This window comes from Parahaliea maris (genome assembly GCF_008064665.1).
In the GTDB taxonomy this organism is placed as follows: Bacteria; Pseudomonadota; Gammaproteobacteria; order Pseudomonadales; family Halieaceae; genus Parahaliea; species Parahaliea maris.
Map to the genome: position 1 here is coordinate 734298 of NZ_VRZA01000002.1, position 19977 is coordinate 754274.

Annotated in this window: 16 protein-coding genes; 13 read left to right on the forward strand and 3 right to left on the reverse strand. The window is 63.2% G+C overall.

Features of this window, described 5'->3' with window-relative positions; genetic code table 11:
- Positions 1-39: 39 nt before the first annotated feature.
- Together FV139_RS07630 and FV139_RS07635 are read left to right on the forward strand one after the other, a co-directional pair.
- Complete coding sequence (locus FV139_RS07630) at positions 40-1767, forward strand: DUF885 domain-containing protein (protein WP_148067708.1); 1728 nt, start codon at positions 40-42, stop codon at positions 1765-1767.
- Between the two features lie 92 nt (positions 1768-1859).
- Positions 1860-4319: a zinc-dependent metalloprotease gene (locus FV139_RS07635; protein ID WP_213004049.1), complete on the forward strand. Its 2460-nt coding sequence runs from the start codon at positions 1860-1862 to the stop codon at positions 4317-4319.
- 7 nt (positions 4320-4326) lie between these two features.
- Here FV139_RS07635 and moeB read toward each other — a convergent pair whose 3' ends face one another.
- The gene (moeB, locus tag FV139_RS07640; RefSeq protein WP_148067710.1) at positions 4327-5451 is read right to left on the reverse strand and encodes a molybdopterin-synthase adenylyltransferase MoeB; all 1125 of its coding nucleotides are present in this window, start codon (positions 5449-5451) and stop codon (positions 4327-4329) included.
- A gap of 120 nt (positions 5452-5571) precedes the next feature.
- On the opposite strand from moeB, the gene FV139_RS07645 reads away from it, so the two are divergent.
- The 5 genes from FV139_RS07645 (at position 5572) to FV139_RS07665 (ending at position 10194) form a co-directional block, all read left to right on the forward strand.
- Positions 5572-6684, forward strand: a complete 1113-nt coding sequence (locus FV139_RS07645; RefSeq protein ID WP_148067712.1) for a WD40/YVTN/BNR-like repeat-containing protein — start codon at positions 5572-5574, stop codon at positions 6682-6684.
- A 51-nt stretch (positions 6685-6735) separates the two neighbouring features.
- The gene (locus tag FV139_RS07650) at positions 6736-7050 is read left to right on the forward strand and encodes a MoaD/ThiS family protein (RefSeq protein WP_213004050.1); all 315 of its coding nucleotides are present in this window, start codon (positions 6736-6738) and stop codon (positions 7048-7050) included.
- A 139-nt stretch (positions 7051-7189) separates the two neighbouring features.
- The gene (locus FV139_RS07655) at positions 7190-8419 is read left to right on the forward strand and encodes a cytochrome P450 (protein WP_187276445.1); all 1230 of its coding nucleotides are present in this window, start codon (positions 7190-7192) and stop codon (positions 8417-8419) included.
- A gap of 131 nt (positions 8420-8550) precedes the next feature.
- Positions 8551-9423, forward strand: a complete 873-nt coding sequence (locus FV139_RS07660; protein ID WP_148067714.1) for an amidohydrolase family protein — start codon at positions 8551-8553, stop codon at positions 9421-9423.
- 6 nt (positions 9424-9429) lie between these two features.
- Positions 9430-10194, forward strand: a complete 765-nt coding sequence (locus FV139_RS07665; protein WP_148067716.1) for a glutathione S-transferase family protein — start codon at positions 9430-9432, stop codon at positions 10192-10194.
- Positions 10195-10291: 97 nt separating this feature from the next.
- Here FV139_RS07665 and FV139_RS07670 read toward each other — a convergent pair whose 3' ends face one another.
- Positions 10292-10930, reverse strand: a complete 639-nt coding sequence (locus FV139_RS07670) for a response regulator (protein WP_148067718.1) — start codon at positions 10928-10930, stop codon at positions 10292-10294.
- A gap of 489 nt (positions 10931-11419) precedes the next feature.
- On the opposite strand from FV139_RS07670, the gene FV139_RS07675 reads away from it, so the two are divergent.
- The gene (locus tag FV139_RS07675) at positions 11420-11869 is read left to right on the forward strand and encodes a nuclear transport factor 2 family protein (protein WP_148067720.1); all 450 of its coding nucleotides are present in this window, start codon (positions 11420-11422) and stop codon (positions 11867-11869) included.
- A gap of 55 nt (positions 11870-11924) precedes the next feature.
- On the opposite strand, the gene FV139_RS07680 is transcribed toward FV139_RS07675, so the two are convergent.
- Positions 11925-13646 (reverse strand): class I adenylate-forming enzyme family protein, encoded by a 1722-nt coding sequence (locus FV139_RS07680; protein WP_148067722.1) that lies wholly within the window; start codon positions 13644-13646, stop codon positions 11925-11927.
- A 324-nt stretch (positions 13647-13970) separates the two neighbouring features.
- On the opposite strand from FV139_RS07680, the gene yajC reads away from it, so the two are divergent.
- The 5 genes from yajC to FV139_RS07705 all read left to right on the forward strand — a co-directional run bounded on the left by yajC (position 13971) and on the right by FV139_RS07705 (position 19906).
- Positions 13971-14309 (forward strand): preprotein translocase subunit YajC, encoded by a 339-nt coding sequence (gene yajC / locus FV139_RS07685; protein WP_148067724.1) that lies wholly within the window; start codon positions 13971-13973, stop codon positions 14307-14309.
- 34 nt (positions 14310-14343) lie between these two features.
- Entirely contained in the window at positions 14344-15363 is a 1020-nt protein-coding gene (locus FV139_RS07690; RefSeq protein ID WP_328592274.1) for a 1-aminocyclopropane-1-carboxylate deaminase/D-cysteine desulfhydrase, read from the forward strand.
- A gap of 71 nt (positions 15364-15434) precedes the next feature.
- Positions 15435-16766 carry an alanine/glycine:cation symporter family protein gene (locus tag FV139_RS07695; protein WP_148067726.1) on the forward strand — a complete coding sequence of 444 codons (1332 nt, stop codon included), beginning with the start codon at positions 15435-15437 and terminating at the stop codon, positions 16764-16766.
- A gap of 48 nt (positions 16767-16814) precedes the next feature.
- Positions 16815-18968, forward strand: coding sequence for an acetyl-CoA hydrolase/transferase C-terminal domain-containing protein (locus FV139_RS07700; RefSeq protein WP_148067728.1), 2154 nt, complete (start codon positions 16815-16817; stop codon positions 18966-18968).
- 38 nt (positions 18969-19006) lie between these two features.
- A complete protein-coding gene (locus FV139_RS07705) occupies positions 19007-19906 on the forward strand; it encodes a 5'-nucleotidase (RefSeq protein ID WP_148067730.1) in 900 nt (299 codons plus the stop codon).
- Positions 19907-19977 lie beyond the last annotated feature (71 nt).

Here is a 19977-nt window from a genome sequence, read left to right on the forward strand (position 1 = left end):
TCTTTGCACCGCCTTCACTGAATAGGGAAATCAGACACTATGATCAGGACACTACTATTGGCCATTTCGCTACTCTCGGTGGCGTCGGTGCGCGCCGACTGGATCGAGGAAAGCGATCGTTATGCACTGGAGGTGTTGAGCGCCCAGGGCCGTATGATGCCGGAGGAGATGTCCCGGCAGGGCCTGGAGAAGTTCGACGACGCCGTGCTCGACCTGGGGCCCGACCTCGTCGAACGGCGGGTGGCCCTGTATCGCGCCGAGATCGCGAGGCTGGACGCGGCGCTGGCCAGGGAGGACAACGCCAGGGTGCGTCAGGACCTGCGAATCATGCGGGGCGAACTGGAAGGCAACGTGACCACCCTGGAACTGGAACACCGGTTTTTGCTGCCCTACGTGGACCTGCATGCCTTCCTGTTCAGCAGCTTCCGCGGCCTGCTCGACCCCCGGGTGGATCGCGGCCGCTACCCGGCAGCGCTCGAGCGCCTGCACAAGTACACCGGTGAGGCCGAAGGCTACCTTCCCATTACCGAACAGGCCCGGGCTCGGACCAGCGAGAGACTGGACGTCGAGGGCCTCCTGGGTCCCTACAGCGGCGAGGTAGAAAGCGCACTCCAGAGCGCACCGCACCTGGTGTCGGGCCTGCGCAGCGTGTTTGCCGAGTCCGGCCTGGAGGGCTGGCAGGACAGTCTCGCTTTGCTGGAGCAGCAACTGCAAGAGTACGCCGAGTGGACCCGCAAGGTCGTCCTGCCGCGGGCCCGGGAAGACAATCGCCTGCCCGAGGCGCTCTACGTCAACAACCTGCGCAACTTCGGGGTGACCGACTCACCCGAAGCCCTGATCATGGAAGCCCAGTACAGCTACCAGCTGATTCGCAGCCAGATGCAGGCGCTGGCCATCCGCATCGCCGGGGAACGCAACTGGAAACAGCGTGATCTGGTATCCGTATTGCGTCAGTTAAAAGCCGAGCAGATCCCCGAGGACGAGCTGCTGGCGCTTTACCAGGAGCGGCTGGGAGTGGTCGAGGAGATTATCCGGCGCGAGCAACTGGTGACCCTGCCGGAGCGCGGCGCCGTGATCCGGGTGGCAACGGAGGCGGAAGCCGCCGCCAGCCCCGCTTCATTCATGAGCCCGCCGCAGCTGATTGATAACACCGGACAGTATGGCGAGTTCGTGCTGGTGCAGAGCAATCCGACCCTGGGTGCTGAAGCCCGGATGGATGACTGGAGCCACGACGCCATGACCTGGGCGCTGCTGGTGCACGAGGCCCGGCCGGGACACGAATTGCAGTTCAGCCGGCTGGTGGAGGACGGCACCTCGCTGGCGCGGGCGATCTTTGCCTTCAACAGCGCCAACGTCGAGGGCTGGGGGCTGTATGCCGAATCGATCATGCAGCCCTACCTGCCTTTGGAGGGGCAGTTATTCGACCTCTATACCCGTCTGCTGCGCGCGGCGCGGATGTTCCTCGACCCGATGGTCAACACCGGCCAGATGAGCCGCGACGAGGCAGAAGACTTCCTGGTCGAGCAGGCCGGCTTGTCCCGCGCGATGGCAAGCTCCGAGGCCGACCGCTATGCCTTCCGCATGCCGGGGCAGGCAACCTCCTACTACTTCGGCTACATCCGCCTGATGCGTCTGCGCACCGAGCTGGAAATTGCCCTTGGTGACCAGTTCGACGCCAAGGCCTTTCACGACTTCGTGCTGCGCCAGGGGCTGTTGCCGCCTGCCATGCTGCGCGAGGCGGTGCTGGCGCACTTTAACGGCGCCTAGGTTTCCGGCGACTCGTGTCAGGGGCGGGGGGCGCTGCTACACTCTCTCCTCGCCTGCTTTTCCCCCGCTTACACTCGTTGTTGGAGTCTCTCATGAAGCCCCTCTGGATCATCCTTTTTACGCTGTGCCTGACGGCCTGTGGCGGCGGCAGTGAGCAGCAGGGTGCTGCTGCCCCCCCTGCCATTGGCGCCTTCACCAAGGGCATGAAGCACCTCGACGGCTTCGTCGATCTGTACTGGAGCGGGGCCCAGGGCAAGCTCTATCTTGAGGTGGGCGAGTTCGATGAACCGTTTATCTACGTCAGCAGCCTTGCCCGGGGAGTAGGTTCCAACGACCTCGGGCTCGATCGCGGGCAACTGGGCCAGACCTACCTGGCGCGTTTCCTGCGCGCCGGCAACAAGGTGTTGCTGCTGGCCGACAACCCGGACTACGTCGCCGTCTCCGACAATCCCGACGAGCAACGGGCGATGGTCGAGGCCTTCGCCCGTTCTGCGCTGGGGGGCTTTACCGTTGTTGCCGCCAGTAAGCAGCGCGTGCTGGTCGACGCCACGGAATTTTTCCTCGCCGATGCGCACGGTGTGGCCGAGCGGCTCAAGGCAACGGAGCAGGGCAGCTATCAGGCAGACGCGCAGCGCTCCGCCATCTTCATGCCGCGGACCAAGGCCTTCCCCGACAACACCGAGGTCGAAGCGATGATTACCCTGGCGGGTCAGGCCAGTGGCAGCATCATCGGCACGGTCACCCCGGATGCGAGTGCCGTGACTGTCCACCAGCACCACTCCTTCGTCCGCCTGCCAGAACCGGGCTACGAGCCGCTGCCCTATGACCCGCGGGCGGGCTTTATTGACCCGAGCTACGGCAGCCTGCGCTACGACTATGCGACACCTATCGGCGAACCGGTCCGCCAGACCTACGCCTGGCGCCATCGCCTGCAGAAAAAGGATCCGGCCGCTGCGGTCAGCGAGGCGGTGGAACCGATTGTCTACTACCTCGACCGGGGCGCGCCGGAGCCGGTGCGCAGTGCTTTGCTCGAGGGGGCCTCATGGTGGAACGAGGCCTTCGAGGCGGCGGGTTACAAGGATGCCTTCCAGGTGAAAATGCTGCCTGAGGACGCCGACCCCATGGATGTGCGCTACAACCTCATCCAGTGGGTGCACCGTTCCACCCGGGGCTGGTCCTACGGCTCCAGCGTGCGCGACCCGCGCACCCAGGAAATCATCAAGGGCCACGTCACCCTCGGTTCCCTGCGGGTGCGCCAGGATTACCTGCTGGCGGAGGGGCTCAGCGCGCCCTATGACGAGGACGGTGAGACTCCGGCAGAGCTGCTGGAGTTTGCACTCGCCCGGATTCGCCAGTTGTCGGCCCACGAGGTCGGCCACACCCTGGGCTTTGAACACAACTTTGCCGCCAGCACCGACAACCGCTCCTCGGTGATGGATTACCCCCACCCTTATGTGACTCTGGACCCGCAGGGTGAGGTCGACCTGTCCGACGCCTACGACACCGGTATCGGCGAGTGGGACAAGCGGGTGGTGCTTTACGGCTACCAGGACTTTCCCGACGGTACCGATGTACAGGCGGCCCGGGAACAGATTATCCGTGACACCTATGCCTCCGGCCTGCACTTTGTGGCCGACGCCCACTCCCGGGGAGATGCCTTTGCCGTGAGCGCTGGCCCGGCCCATCCCCGTGGCAGCCTGTGGGATAACGGCGCCGACCCCGTGGCGGAACTGAACCGCCTGATGGCGCTGCGCAGCAAGGTGCTGGCGCAGTTTTCCGAACGCAATATCCGCATGGGCCGGCCCATGGCCAGCATCGAGGATGTACTGGTGCCCATGTACCTGATGCATCGGTACCAGGTGCAGGCCGCCGCAACCCTGATCGGTGGCCAGGAGTTCACTTATGCCCTGCGGGGTGACGGGCAGGTGCCCACCGCCATGGTGACCGCGGCGCGACAGCGAGAGGCAATACAGGCCCTGCTGGCGACGCTGGCACCCGGGGCACTGGCCCTGCGTCCGGAGCTGCTGGCGTTGATTCCGCCGCGACCGCTGGGGTCAGGGGATGATCGCGAATTGTTCCCGCGCCAGACGGGCTACGTCATCGACCCGCTCGCCGCCGCGCAAACAGCCGCCGCGCTCAGTGTCGACCTGTTGCTGAACCCCACCCGCGCAGCGCGGATGAACAACAACAACGCCCGTTCTGCCGCCCAGCCGGCCTTCGCCGACCTGCTGGACAGCGTGCTTGCAGCAACGCTGTACGCGCCACCGGAAAAAGGCAACGCGGGGGCCCTGAGGCGGGTGGTCAATACCGTTGTGCTCGACCGGCTGATGCGACTGGCGGGGAACGGCGAGGCCCAGCCCCAGGCACGGGCCGAGGCGCTCGATGCCCTGCTGGCATTGCAGGAGTGGATGGCGGACGTCGCACCCGCCGCCGAGCCGGCCTGGCGAGCTCACTTCCGCTTTGGCGCGGTCCAGGTGCAGCGTTTCCTGGATGACCCGGCAGCCATGGCGGGCCTGAAGATCGTGAAGGCGCCGCCGGGTTCCCCGATCTAGGGTCTGTTTAGCGGGGACCGGCGTTCCGCAGCCAGGCCTCGATGCCGCCACTGAGGACTCTCACCCGGGCCAGCCCGTGCTCCAGCATCTGCCGGGCAGCCCGTTCACTGCGCGGTCCACGCTGGCAAACCACGACCCATTCGCATTCCGGGTCCAGGCTGTCGAGGTGCAGGGCAAGCTGGCCCAGGGGGATGTGTCTGGCCCCCGGTAGCCGGGCCAGTTCCAGTTCCGCAGTTTCCCGGACATCGATCAGGTGCACGGGCAGGCCGCTGGCCAGTTGGTCGGCAAGTTCCGCCACATTGAGCGTCGCCAACGCTGGCTCCAGTACTTCTGGCTCACGGCCTGCGGCGGCCGCAGCGGCGGGATGGTCGATAACCGGGTGTTCACCACAGACCGGACAGGCAGCGTCCCTTGCCACCGGCAGTTCCCGCCATCGCATGGCCAGGCCGTCGAAAGTCAACAGGCGACCGTAAAGGGCATCATTGCGTCCCAGCAGGATTTTCACTACTTCCAGCGCCTGCAGGCTGCCGAACAGCCCGGGCAGCATGCCGAGCACGCCGCCCTCGGCGCAGGAGGGTACCAGCTCGGCTGGCGGCGGTTGTGGAAACAGGCAGCGATAGCACGGCCCGCGGGTCGCATCGAACACACTGATCTGCCCCTCGAACCGGAACACGCTGGCATGCACCAGCGGTCGCCCGCAGAGTACGGCGGCGTCGTTGGCCAGATAGCGGGCGGGGAAGTTGTCGCTGCCGTCCACGACAATGTCGTAGGCGCCCACCAGGTCCAGGGCATTGTCGGCGCTGAGGCGGCAGGGGTGCTCGTCGACCTGGATGAGCGGATTGAGGTCTCGCAGGCGGCGGCCGGCGGCGGCGGTTTTCAGTTGCCCGACGTCGGCGCTGGTAAACAGTACCTGGCGTTGCAGGTTACTGGTGTCGACCCGGTCGTCATCCACGATACCGAGGGTGCCGATGCCCGCCGCCGCCAGGTAGAGGCTGACCGGGGCACCGAGACCACCGGCGCCGATGCAGAGCACCCGGGCCGCAGCAAGCCGCCGTTGGCCGCTTGCCCCCACCTCCGGCAGCAGCAGCTGTCTGGCGTAACGTTCGCGCGCTTCGGGTCCCAACTCCTGCATGCGTTTACCTGTTCTCTGCCGGTCCCTGATTCGTGGTCTATGCTGCAACAACCAACGGTGGTCCAGCTCATACTAGACCACATTCAAGAGTGTGTTTTCCCCAGGCAGGAGGAGGTCACGATGCAGGGTGTCAGGGTACTGGTCGGCACGCGCAAGGGCGCCTTTATCATCCACTCCGATAGCAGCCGCAACCAGTGGCAGATCGATGGCCCCCTGTTCGGTGGCTGGGAGATCTATCACCTGGCGGGCTCCCCGGCCAATCCGCAGCGTCTTTACGCCTCCCAGGCCAGCGACTGGTTTGGCCAGGTCATTCAGCGCTCCGACGACGGCGGCAAGAGCTGGGAGGCCGTGGGCAACGACTTCAGCTACCAGGGCGAGGTCGGCCAACACCAGTGGTATGACGGTTCTCTCCGGCCCTGGGAGTTCAAGCGCGTGTGGCACCTGGAGCCCAGCTTGGAGGATCCGGATACGGTGTATGCCGGGGTGGAAGACGCCGCGCTGTTCGTGACCCGGGATGGTGGCCAGCAGTGGACGGAACTCCCGGGTCTGCGCCAGCACGGGACCGGTCGCGACTGGATGCCCGGGGCGGGGGGCATGTGCCTGCACACCATTCTTCTCAACCCGGCCCGGCCCGGGCGCATCACCGTCGCCATCTCCGCCGCCGGCAGCTTCCGCTCCGATGATGAGGGCGTCACCTGGAAACCGATCAATCGCGGCCTGCACTCCGAGCAGATTCCCGACCCGGAGGCCGAAGTGGGACACTGCGTCCATCGGCTTGCTGCCCACCCGGCCAACCCGGACACGCTGTTCATGCAAAAACACTGGGATGTCATGCGCAGTGATGACGGTGGTGATCACTGGCACGAGGTGAGTGGCAATCTGCCCTCCGATTTCGGTTTTCCGATTGCGGTGCATCCCCACGAACCGGAGACGATCTACGTCGTGCCCATCAAAAGCGACTCCGAACACTATCCCCCGGAGGGCAAATTACGTGTCTATCGCAGCCGCACGGGTGGCCGCGACTGGGAGGCCCTGGGCAGGGGGTTGCCGCAGGAGCACTGCTACGTCAATGTGTTGCGCGACGCCATGGCCGTGGACCGCGCCAGCCCGGGGGGAATCTATTTCGGTACCACCGGAGGTCAGGTCTACGCGTCCAACGACAGTGGCGACAGCTGGCAGACCATTGCCGCGCACCTGCCGGCGGTGCTGTCAGTCGAAGTGCAAACGCTGTAGTGCCGTCACTCCACGGAGTACCCCAATGCCACCGACAGCACCGAGGCTGAAATGAACCCCGACCCGGCCCTGATCGAGGTCATACTCCCGGCGCCCTTGTTGCGGCTGGCTGGCACCGGGAACCCGGTATCGCTGGAGGTCAGAGGCGCTGTCACGCTGCGCTCCGTTCTCGGTGCGCTGGAAGCGCGACTACCGCCGCTGCTGGGTACGCTTCGCGACCGCCACAGCGGGCAGCGCAGGGCCTATGTCCGCTTTTACGCCTGCGAGACGGATATCTCCGATGTGTCTCCCGACGAGCCCCTGCCGCTGGACGTGATCGAGGGACGCGCACCCCTGCTCGTGCTGGGAGCGCTGTCCGGGGGTTAGCGGGTTCGGCCGACAGACAGATTGACGCGGCAAACTAATAGCTATTAGTCTATAGCCTGCGCTGATGGCAGTGGCATCGACCAGCGTAGAGCGCCCCCCCCCGGGCGGGGCGAACAGAGGCCCTCGAGGAGTAACGACCATGACCGGCTGTCCCCATATCGACCTGATCAATCCCGACACGTTCAAAGGTGGCCACCCGCGGGAGATGTATCGCCATCTCCGGGCCGAGGCGCCGGTGTACTGGCACGAGGGTACGCCGGAGCACCCGGGGTACTGGGTGATCACCCGACAGCAGGAACTGGATTTCGTGTCCAAGAATCCGGCCATGTTTTCCTCACATGAGCGCAGTTGCATGCTGCACGAGCCAGCGACCGAGGACGACCTGGCCATGCTGCGCCTGTTGATGATCAACATGGACCCACCCCAGCACCTGAAGTACCGGCGCCTGATACGCAACGCGTTCACGCCCGCCAAGGTGGAGAGCTACCGCTCCCGCTTTGAGGAAATCGCCCGGGATATTGTGGCTCGGGCCGTGGTGGGCGGGCGCTGTGAATTCGTTGAGGACGTGGCGATGGAGCTGCCACTCCTCGCGATCTGCGAGTTGATGGGAGTACCTATTGAGCGCCGCCAGCGCCTGTTTGAGTTGACCAATATCATGCTTGGGATGGACGACCCGGACCTCACCACCTCTCCGGAGGACGGCACCAATGCCATGGTGGAGATGTTCATGATGGCCATGGATATCGCCCAGGCCCACAAGGAAACGCCCCAGGAGGATATCGTCAATACCCTGCTCACCGGCACGGTAGAGGATGAGCCACTCACCGATGACGAGTTCTGCAATTTCTTTATGCTGCTGATTGTGGCGGGCAACGAGACCACTCGTACCGTGACCAGCCAGGGTATGCGCCTGCTGATAGAGCATCCACAGCAGTACCAGCAACTGATCGACGACCCCAGCCTGATCCCCGATGCCATCGAGGAGTTCCTGCGCTTCAATCCCGCGGTTATTGCCTTCAAGCGCACCGCCATGGAGGATGTGGAGTTGGCCGGGCAGACTATTCGCAAGGGCGACCGGGTGCAGGTTTACTACGGCGCGGCCAGTGCCGACGAGTCGAAGTTCGCCGACCCGGATACCTTTGATATCACGCGCAACCGGAGAGAGGATGTTCGCAACGATCATCGGGCCTTCGGCATCGGCCAGCATTTTTGCCTGGGCTCGCACCTCGCGCGGCTGGAGCTCGAGGTCATTTTTACCGAGTTGCTCAAGCATGTACGTAACCCGCGCTTTGATGGCGAAATCAACTGGTTGCGCTCCAACTTCATCAACGGCATCAAAAAAATGCCGATAGTATTTGACGTGGCCTGAGCCTCTCGTTACCGGTTCACGCATTTAGCCCCGGCGCTGGATTATCCGGCGTCGGGGCGGTCACCACTTGTGGGGCGCGGCGGAATGGCCACAATGTTGGCTAACCATTTTTACCGCTTTGGAGACTTCTCATGCCCATGCCCAAGGATATCGGCGTTATCGATCTGATGCTGGCCGTACCCGGCGATGACAACAGCCATTTCTACGAGTGGATCAAGCCGATGCTCATGGACAAACAGAGCCATGAGATGTTCAAGATGCCCGCCCAGTACATGTTCAAGGACATCCCGAAGATCGACGGCCAGGACGACTATGTGGCCTACACCATTGCGCAGATGGACAAGCATGGTATCGAGCGCGCCATGATCGGTGTGGGACCTTATGCCGAGCAGCACAAGGAGGCCTTGCGCCGGTTCCCGGACCGATTTTTTGCCTGTTATGAAGCAAACCCCAACAACGGGATGGATGAGGTGCGCACTATTGTCGCCCTGAAAGAGGAGTTCGACATCAAGGCGGTTACGGCGTCGCCGGCCATGATCTGCCCGCCGGTGCCGGTGAACGACAAGAAGTGGTACCCGATCTACGCCAAGCTGGTGGAACTGGATATTCCATTCTGCCCCTGTATGGGTATCCCCGGGCCGCGGCTGCCGTTTGGCCCGCAGAAGGTAGAATTGCTGGATGAAGTGTTGTGGTTCTTCCCCGAACTGAATGTGGTGACCCGCCACGGCTGTGAGCCCTGGACCGATGTGGCCTGGAAGATGATGCTCAAGTATCCCAACCTGCATTACATGACCAGCGCCTTTGCCCCCAAGCATTACCCCAAGGATATTGTGAACTTTGCCAATACCCGTGGTTCTGACCAGGTCATGTACGCCGGCTACTTCCCCATGGGCCTCTCGCTGGACCGCATCTTCTCGGAAATGCCCGATGTACCGTTCCGGGACGAGGTATGGCCCAAGTTCCTGCGCGAAAACGCCATGCGCGTGTTCAAACTGGACCAGTAACTACTGGTGGAGTACCTCAGCGTCGAGGAAGCGCGCCTGCGGGAGGGTACCCGGTTGGTGCTCACTGCCGGTGTGCCCGGCCCCTGGGGCGAGGCGGCCAAAGGTATTCTGGCTTGCAAGGGCATGGCCTTTATTCCTGTACGCCAGGACGCGGGGCAGGCCAATGAGTCTCTCCGGGCCTGGACCGGGCAGGATTCCGCACCGGTACTGGTGATTGACGATCTGCCGCCCATCATTCACTGGCAGGACATATTACTGCATGCGGAACGCCTGGTGCCGCAAAACCCGCTACTCCCGGCAGAGCTGCACCAGCGGGTGGCAGCCCTCGGCCTGTGTGGGTTGATTGCCGGTGTAAACGGGCTTGGCTGGCAGCGTCGCCTGATGCTGTTGAGTCCGGGTATGCAGACCGGCGAACCGCCGGAAATGATAGTGTGCATGGCACGCAAATACGGTTGGTCGCCGGCAGCCGCGGCGTCTGCTCCGCGTGTGCTGGAGGAGATTTGCGGCCACCTGGATGCGGTGCTGGCACGCTCGGAAGCGCAGGGTGGGGGGTACTTCCTGGGAGAGGACTTCTCGGCAGTGGATATCTACTGGGCCACCTTCGCGGGTATGTTTGCGCCACTACCCGCGGAAGTTAACCCGATGCCGGACTACGTCCGCGCCGGCTATGCCTCGGGAGGGGAGTGGTTGCAGGCCCTGCTGACTCCGCGCTTGCTGGACCACCGGGACCGCATCTACCAGCGCCATCTGGCGTTGCCGCTGAATTTCTAGCGGCTAACGTTCGCGGCGATGGTTCCCGACTGGATTCCCGATCCCGGTTCGCGGCCCGGCGATAACAGCTGTTGGACCACAGAGACGGGGCTGCATTTCAGTTGGCGTGGCACAATTCCTTGATCACCGGCCCCAGGCGCACCCAGTCGATGGGTTTTTTCAGGTGGGCCATGCCGCCCGCTTTATCCACGACATCTGCGCCCACGTCGGTTGTATCATCGGAAATGGTAATGACAGGCACCTTGCGGCGACGCCCCTGGTAGCCCTCGAAGGCGGCGATCTTCCTGAGCAGTTCCAGGCCATCCTGCCCGGGTAACTCAATGTCCGTGATCACCAGATTGACCCTGTTTTCACGATAGGCCTGCCAGGCCTCCTCGGTCGAGTGGGTGTCGATCACGTTCACGCCCAATCGATTGACTGCCTCGCGGGCCTGCAGTCCCTGCATGCGGTCGTCGTCACAGATCAGCAGCGTACGCGGTGACTCGTGCCAACTGCCCTCGTCATCGAAGGCCTCCAGAACAGGGGGGCAGGGGTGCTCGGGAATGCGCGGGCCAAACCGGACCAGTACGCCTCGCGGTGAATTCTCGACACCGAGGGTTTCGATATCGAGCTTGCTTGCGACCCCTACCGCCAACTCGTTGAGCGTTGCGAGAAGCGTTTGCGTAAGTGTCTCGTGGTTTTCCACCCCCACATTGCTGCAGAGTTCCAGTAGCTGAGAAACATCCAGTTTTTTCATCGCCTTTACGTACACCTCTACTCATGGAAACTTCTGATAACTAGCGTATCGCCATACTTCACGTTCCGGTGTGAAGTGAGATACAGCCAAATGAGTGTAGTTACGATGATGATAATGACAACCCGGATTGGTGGTTCCCGACTGCAGCTGTTTATTCATTACGTTCGGAATAAATACAGGCAACCATATGCGTCAATAGATTCCAACTGTTGGCGGGCACGTGGTGCGATTTTCTTCAGGGCGTTTGAGTAAGTACGTTCGGGCATTCGACGCAAATGTTGTAGCGGTATTGGTGGCGTGCCAGCCCTTACGTGGTATAGAAAATTCCACCTGTCAGGGGAAATCGCGGTACAGGGCTGGGTTCCTTCTTTGCGACGCATATACTCAAGTCCTGCGCTTCGAAAGTGATACGGCAGGTTGGGAACGGGCGATATCCATCCGTTTCCGGCCCGCAAACAAAAACCAGATAACAAAACGCGGGAGAACAGCATGCTAAGCCAACAGGAAATGTCCGACCGGTGGGAGATCCAGGATCTCGTCTTCCACTATGCGCACCTGATCGACAGCAAGGCCTTCGATAGTCTGCGGGATGTGTTTACTGCGGATGCCCATATAGACTACAGCGCCTTTGGCGGCAATGTCGGTGATCTCGAGAGCACCATCGCCTATCTCAAGGACGCCGTGTCCAGTGGCATCTTCCCCAACACCCAGCACCTCAACGCCAATGTTCAGGTCAGTGTCGACGGCGACACGGGTACGGGCCGAGTGATGTGCTTCAACCCCATGGAGATGACCCAGCCGGATGGTGGCACCGACGTGTTCATGTTGGGCCTGTGGTACGTCGACGAGTACCGGCGCACCGAATCAGGTTGGCGTATCAGCCGGCGGGAAGAAGAGAAGAGCTGGATTTTCAATGTCCCCGAGTTCATGGGTCTCTAGGGGGAGGGTATAAACCCCGGCGTGCAAACGCCGGGGCAGGGTGGGTCATGGCAGGCTACTGCAGGCCCGCCAGGTAGTGGTCCCGCACAGCCTTCTTCAATACCTTGCCAGTCGCATTCTTGGGCAGTTCGGTACCGCTGATCAGGATATGCGCCGGCACTTTGAATGCCGCCAGGTGCTGCCCAAGGTATTCGCGCAGGTCCTCTTCGCTGGTCTGTTCCCGATCCAGCCAGACACTGGCGACAACCTCTTCACCCCAGTGATCGTGGGGAACGCCGAACACGGTGGCCTCATGCACGGCGGGGTGGGCCAGTAGCACACCTTCCACCTCGACGGGGTAGATGTTCTCACCGCCACGGATCACCATATCCTTGATGCGATCCACCACGTAGAGGAAATTCTGCTCGTCGACGTAGCCGACATCGCCGGTAGCAACCCAGCCATCCTTGAACGTGGCAGCGCTCGCCTCCGGCAGGTTCCAGTACTGCTGCACGTTGGTCGGGCTGCGCAGGTAGAGCTCGCCCTTTTCCCCGGGAGGCAGGGTTTGCCCCTGCTCGTCGACGGTACGTATCTCCACGATGGGCGAGGGATTGCCGGCGGCGTTCGGGCGTAAGCGGAAGGCTTTTCCGGTGCAGCTGGAGCCGGTGGCATTGGTCTCGGTCATGCCGTAGCCGGTACCCGGGTAAGCGTCCGGGAGCTTGTCGTAGATCAATTGCGAGAGGTGGGGAGGGCAGGCCGTGCCGCCTGCCCCAAGGGCGAACAGGCTGCTGGTATCGGCGCTTTCAAAGCCTGGATGTTCCAGCAGGGCGAGGGTCATGGCAGGAACGCCGGTAAATACCGTGATGCGCTCGCGCTCGATAATCTCCAGGGCCCTGGCCGGGTCCCACTTGTACATGATGCTGGTTTTACGGCCTCCGCGCAGATTGAGCAGAAACACGGAATAGCAGCCGGACACGTGGAACAGGGGTACCGCGAGCAGGGTTGCAGGCTCGAACCCGGAAGCCAGCATTTTTTCCACGGTGGGCATGTTGGCCATGGCAGACTGGGCCGCGTGGAACTCGAAGTTGTGCAGGGCCTGGGCGACAGCGAAGTGGGTGGAAGCGGCACCCTTTGGCTTGCCGGTGGTGCCCGAGGTGTACATGATGATGGCAAGATCACCCGGGGCGATCTCCACCTCAGGCATTTTGGCCGGCGCCTGCTGGCTGAGGGACCAGGGTTCCACCCATTCGCTTGCGTCCGGGCCTGCTTCGTCTTCGGTGCCGCGGACGAGGATGGCTTTGCAGCCGAGTTCCGGCAGGGCCTCCCGCAGGTAGCCCAGGCGCTGGCTATCGCAAATGGCCACGCGGGCGCCCGAATCCGCGACGCCGTAGGAGAGTTCCTCGGTGCGGCCCCAGCTGTTCAGCGGCACGACAATAGCGCCAATGGATACCGCGGCGACGAAACTCATCATCCACTCAGGGTAATTGCGCATGGCCAGGGCGATACGTTCGCCCCGTTTCACCTGGTGATGGTGCACCAGGTGATGGGCGAGGCGGTCGGCGCTCTGGAAGAAGTCGTCGAAGGTCAAGCGCTCGCCTTCGTAGGTGACGCAGATTTTGTCGCCGTGGCTGCGACCGGCATCGATCGCGTCCCGGAGGGTGGCCGGTGCCTGTTTGTAACTCCGCAATTCGATCCCGTTGATGGTGCGCTGTTCCAGTTCCCAGGGGGCGCCGGGGCTGGTGAGTTGCTCGCGCGCTGTGTTCATGGCGCTCACCAGTTCCGCTACTTCTGTGCTCATCTTTACTCCTGTTGCGGTAGGGCGCACTACCGTGGGTCTGTGCCGTCCGGCGGGGCAGGGCGTGCGCCTGTTATCAACCCGGCATCATACAAGTGCACCACGTCCCCTGCACCGGATAAAGGGCGGATTTGGCGGTGCTGTCGGGCTATTTGTACCGCGGGGGGCAAAGCGGCCTGTTTTGTCAATCAGCTGGCAGTCATTGCGGGAGCTCGGCGGGACGGGAAAGGGCAATTGCGGGACCCCGAGCAAACGGGTACATTACCGCGCTCTATTGCCTGCCTCACACCCTGAACGGAGGGGCAGCGAACTGTAAGGAAACCTGTTATGAGCTTGTTTATTGCCAGCGCCCACGCCCAATCCGGCGCGGCTCCCGCCCCTGCCGGGGGCGAAATGTTCCAGATCGTGTTCCTGATCGGACTGTTCGCACTGTTCTACTTCATCGCCATCCGCCCCCAGCGCAAGCGCCAGAAGGAACATGCCGCGATGGTCTCGGCCCTGTCCAAGGGCGATGAAGTCGTCACTTCATCGGGCATCCTCGGCCGTATCTCCGCGCTGGACGACAACTACATCGTGCTCACCGTTGCCGACAAGGTCGACATGAAGTTCCAGCGTGTCCACGTCCACGCGGTGTTGCCCAAGGGCACCCTGAAATCCATTGGTTGAGTGTGCTGGTAGCAGCGTGAGCGTACACCGGTGAGTGCGACCAGCCTCGGGCATCGGTGAAGCGATGACCCTGACTTACCCGAGACGGGTCCAGCTGGCACAAACGCCTACGCCGCTGCAATTCCTGTCGCGGGCGAGCGCGGCCTGGGGTGGAGAACACCGCCTCTGGGTGAAGCGCGATGACCTCACCGGCTCGGTCCTCAGTGGCAACAAGGTACGCAAGCTCGAATTCATCCTCGCCCACGCCCAGGACGAGGGTTATGACACCCTGGTGACCTGTGGCGGCCTGCAGAGCAATCACTGTCGCGCCACCGCCTTTGTCGGGGCCCAGGCGGGCCTGAATGTGCACCTGATCCTGCGCGGCGAAGCCCCGGAGGAAGCCGACGGTAACTACTTTCTCGACCTGCTGGCTGGTGCCAGGGTGGATATCCATCCCCCCAGGCGCTACTTCCGGGAATTGCCGGATCTGTTTGCCAGGGTGCAGGCCGACTACGCGGACGGCGGACACCGGGCGCTCGCCATACCCACTGGCGGCAGCGACGGCATCGGCGCCTGGGGTTATATTGCGGGCGCCGAGGAACTGGGCGCTGACCTGGCTGCCGCGGGTATCGACACCGCCCACGTGGTGTGCGCCTCCGGCTCCGGTGGCACCCAGGCCGGCCTGACCCTGGGGGCCGTTCTGCATCAACTTCCCATGACTGTTTGGGGTGTGAACGTCTGCGATGACGAGCAGTATTTCATCGACAAGGTGCACGAGGACGTCAGCGACTGGCAGCAGCGTGACCCGGCCCTGCCCGTCGTCGAGGTCGAACCCCGTGTGCTCGACGGCTACGTCGGTAGTGGCTATGGAAAGGCGGGCCCGGAGATCTTCGACCTGATCCGCGAGCTTGCCCGGATGGAAGGGTTGGTGCTGGATCCGGTCTACACCGGCAAGGCCTTCTACGGGATGTTGCGTGAAATCGAGGCGGGCCGTTTTGCCGGCTGCCGGGATATCGTGTTCGTCCACACCGGCGGCATCTTCGGCCTTATGGCCCAGCGCCAGGGTTGTTGTTAAGCAGGCGCTTCCCCCTCCTGCCGCCCGCGGCACTCTGTTAGACTTTCCCCATTAGAAATCAGGGGGACCTTATGACCGAAATCATTCAGGCCGTGAACGCGTTTGCGTGGGGGCCGGTCATGCTCGTGCTGTTGCTGGGCACGGGTATTTTTCTCAGCGCGGGTTTGCGCTTTGCCACGGTGCGCAAGATACCGGTCGCCGTCGGGCTGTTGCTCGGCGGGCGCAAGGGCACGGGCGACGGCGATATCTCCCCCTTTGCCGCCCTCATGACCTCCCTTTCCGCCACCATCGGTACCGGCAACATTGCCGGCGTGGCCACCGCCATCGCCCTCGGTGGCCCCGGTGCGCTACTGTGGATGTGGATTACCGCCCTGGTGGGCATGGCCACCAAGTATGCCGAAGCCGTCTGCGCGGTGAAGTTCCGGGAAACGGATTCCGATGGCAACTACAGTGGCGGCCCCATGTACTACATCCGCAACGGTCTCCACCGTCGCTGGCACTGGCTTGGCTATGCCTTTGCCATTTTTGGCAGCCTGGCCGGTTTCGGTATCGCCAACACGGTGCAGTCGAATTCCGTATCCCAGGTGCTGAGCGATTCCTTCGCGGTACCTCCCCTGGCCACCGGGCTGGTGCTCATGGCCCTGGTCGGTGCGGTGGTACTGGGGGGGATTCGCCGGATATCCACCGTGGCCAGCTGGCTGGTGCCTTTTATGGCGCTTAGCTACATCATCATGAGCCTGGTGGTCCTGGTCACGCACATCGACCACATTCCCCACGCCGTTGGCGTCATTGTCGACAGCGCCTTCAACGGCAGCGCGGCGGCCGGCGGGTTCGCCGGGGCCACAGTGATGGCGGCACTGCGTTTCGGGGTGGCCCGGGGTATCTTCTCCAACGAGGCGGGCCTGGGCAGCGCGCCCATCGCCCACGCCGCGGCGCGAACCAACGAGCCGGTAGAGCAGGGCATGATCGCCATGCTGGGAACGTTTATCGACACCCTGATCGTGTGCACCATGACCGGCCTGGTCATCGTGATCATGGAGGTGCTGCCCAGCGGCGAAAGCGGCGCGGTGCTGACGTCCATGGCCTTCGAGGAGGCGTTCCCGGGAGGCGCCTATATTGTCACGATCGGGCTGTGCCTGTTTGCGTTTACCACCATGATTGGCTGGTCGTTCTACGGCGAGCGCTGTGTGGTCTATCTTTTTGGAACCCGCGGAATCCTGCCGTTCCGGCTGGCGTGGGTGGTAGCGATTCCGGTGGGGACCATTATCCAGCTGGACCTCGTATGGCTGATTGCCGATACGCTGAACGCCTTCATGGCGATCCCCAACCTGGTAGCGCTGCTGTTACTGTCGCCGCTGGTGTTCCGGCTCAGCAAGGAATACTTCAGCCGCGAACACAAATGAGCACAGCGTGCTAGCATTCCCCTAACGCAAACGCCATGGAGGGCAGGGGTGTCTCAGAGAGGTAGCGCTACAGGCGTCATCGATTCTGTAGAGGATTGTGTTGATCGCACCCTGGAGAGGGTGGGGCGTAAGGTGGTCATTGCCGCACCGCTGGGCCTCGGCAAGCCGGTGCAGTTGATCAACGCCTTTTACCGACGCGCCGTTGCCGACCCCTCCATCTCCCTGCACATTCTCACAGCGCTGTCGCTCGAGCGCCCGGCGGTTCCCGAGGGGCTGGCGGGGCGCCTCGCCGGCCCTATCGTGGAGAGAATCTACGGCGATTATGAAGAGCTCGCCTACATGGCGCCCCTGCGTGCGCGCCAGTTACCCGGCAATATCCGGGTGAGCGAATTCTACTTTCGCGCCGGGGCCATGAAACGGGTCGTCGACGCCCAGCGACACTATATCTCCAGTAATTACACTCATGTGGCACGCGACCTGGTGGGCCACGGTGTCAACGTGGTTGCGCAGATGGTGGCCCGCCGCGGTGACGCGGTGAGCCTGTCCTGCAATCCCGATCTCACCCGCCATATGGCGGAAATGCTCTCCAGGGCTGGCCGCCCGGTGATCTATCTCGGCCAGGTGCACCCCGAGCTGCCCTTTATGGAGGGTGATGCGTTGGTGGCCCCGGACTTTTTCGACCTGCTGGTCGTCGGCCCCGACTGCAACCGCCGCCTGTTCAGTGCACCCAATACCGCCATTCCCCTGGCGGATTACGCGGCGGCACTCCACGCCAGCAGTCTGGTCGTCGATGGCGGCACCCTGCAGATTGGAATCGGTTCCCTGGGCGATGCCGTTGCCCAGGCCTGCATCCTGCGCCACCGCGAAGGCGAGGTGTACCGGCGGATGCTGGCGGACCTCGACGTTCCGCCAGGCGAGGTCGAGCAGCACCGGGGGCCATTCTCGAAAGGACTGTACGCATCCACCGAGATGTTTGTCAGCGGTATGCTGGCGATGATCGACGCGGGCATTGTCAAACGTCGTGTCTACGACGATCTCCTGTTGCAGGAGGGCATGAACCGTGGGCACATTTCCGAGATCGTGGATGACTCGCTGCTCCAGTGGCTCTACGCAGAGCAGGCCCTGCCACGGGTGCTGGACCAGGCTTCGCTGGACTGGCTGCAGCACTGGGGCATTGTCGGCACCTCGACCCGCCTGCGCGATGGCCAGCTGGTGGGCGCCCACGGTACGCTGGTAAATGACCTGGAGGACACATCGACCCGCCACTCACTGCTGCTGGAAACCCGCGGCCAGCCCCTGCAGCACGGCCACATCGTCCACGCCGGCTTTTTTCTCGGACCGCGCGATTTTTACCGCCGCCTGCGGGAACTGGACGCCGATCAACGTCGCACGCTGTGCATGACCTGGGTGGAGCGGACCAACCAACTGCTGGAGGATGTGCCCCTGTACACCGCCCAGCGTCGCCACGCCCGTTTTATCAATACCGGGATGATGGTCACCCTGTCCGGCGCCGTGGTCTCCGACGCGCTCGAGGATGGCACTGTCATCAGCGGGGTAGGGGGCCAATACAACTTCGTGGCCATGGCCCACGACCTGCCCGATGCGCGCTCGATACTCTGCGTCCGCAGCACCCGGACTGAAGGCGGCGAACCGCGCTCCAATATTGTCCACTTCTATGGCCACACCACCATTCCCCGTCACCTGCGCGATATTGTGGTCACCGAGTACGGGATTGCCGACCTGCGCGGCCAGGACGACCAGGAGGTGATCAAGCGCCTGATCAACGTGGCCGACTCACGCTTCCAGCCCGCGCTGGTAGCGGCGGGGGTGGCCTGCGGCAAACTCGAGCCCGGTTACCAGGTACCCGCCGTCTACCAGCGCAATACCCCCGACCGGCTCGCGCAATGCCTCGAGGGGCACCGGAGCGGGGGTTATCTGCCTGACTATCCTTTTGGCACCGACCTGACAGCTGTCGAGCAGGCGCTCTCCGACAGCTTACAGGCGCTCGACCAGTTGCGCCGGCGGCCGCGCCAACTCATGGCCCTGGCCTGGCGATCCCTGCGCAACCCGCTGCCCGCAGCGGCGGGGCCATTTCTGGCGCGGATGGAGCTCGATCCCGCCGTCGGCTTCAGGGACAACCTTGTGGCGCGACTGCTGGGACAATTGCTCGATGAACGTGGCTGGCTGGCCGATGGGGGTTGAGCTGGTGCGCCCTGGACACTGGGGGTATGCTTGTGGCCATGAATAGACGGGTCGAAAACAAGCTGGTCGTAGCCATTTCATCCCGGGCGCTGTTTGATCTGGCGGCCAGCCACCAGGTCTACGAACAGGAAGGGCTGCAAGCTTACTCCGACTACCAGATAGCCCACGAGGACGAGCCGCTGGAGCCTGGTGAGGCCTTCCCGCTGGTGGAAAAAATGCTGCGTCTCAATGCCATTCTCGGCGGTGAGGCCCAGGTGGAAGTGGTCCTGCTCTCACGTAACAGCGCCGATACCGGGCTGCGGGTGTTCAACTCTATCGAACACTACGGGCTGTCCATCACCCGGGCCGCCTTCTGCGGTGGCGAGAGCCCCTGGCGCTATATCCGCGCCTTTGGCTGCCAACTGTTCCTGTCCAACGAGGCAGAAGACGTACGTCACGCCCTGGACTGCGGTGTTGCCGCGGCCACCCTGGTGTCCTCCCGCGGCGGTGTATCCGACAGCGAGCAGCTGCGCTTCGCTTTCGACGGCGACGCGGTGCTGTTTTCCGACGAGGCCGAGCGGGTGTACAAGAGCGAGGGCCTCGAGGCGTTTACCGCCAGCGAGCAGGCCGCTGCCCACACCCCCCTTGGGGGCGGCCCCTTCAAGCCCTTCCTGGCGGCCTTGCACCAGTTGCAACAGGCGTTCCCGGCCAGTGAGGCGCCCATCCGCACAGCGCTGGTCACCGCGCGCTCGGCCCCGGCCCACGCCCGGGTCATTCGCACCCTGCGGGCCTGGAATATCCGTATCGATGAGTCCATCTTCCTCGGCGGCCTCAACAAGACCGAATTTCTCCGGGCCTACCAGGCGGATGTGTTCTTCGATGACCAGCAGACCCACTGCGTCTCCGCCAGTCCCCACGTGGCCACCGGCCATGTTCCCCATGGGGTAGCCAATGTCTGACGCGGGCGTCTTATGCCAGAACTGCTAGCATCGCGCCCGATTAACTACTATTGTGCATATAGCCCCACGGA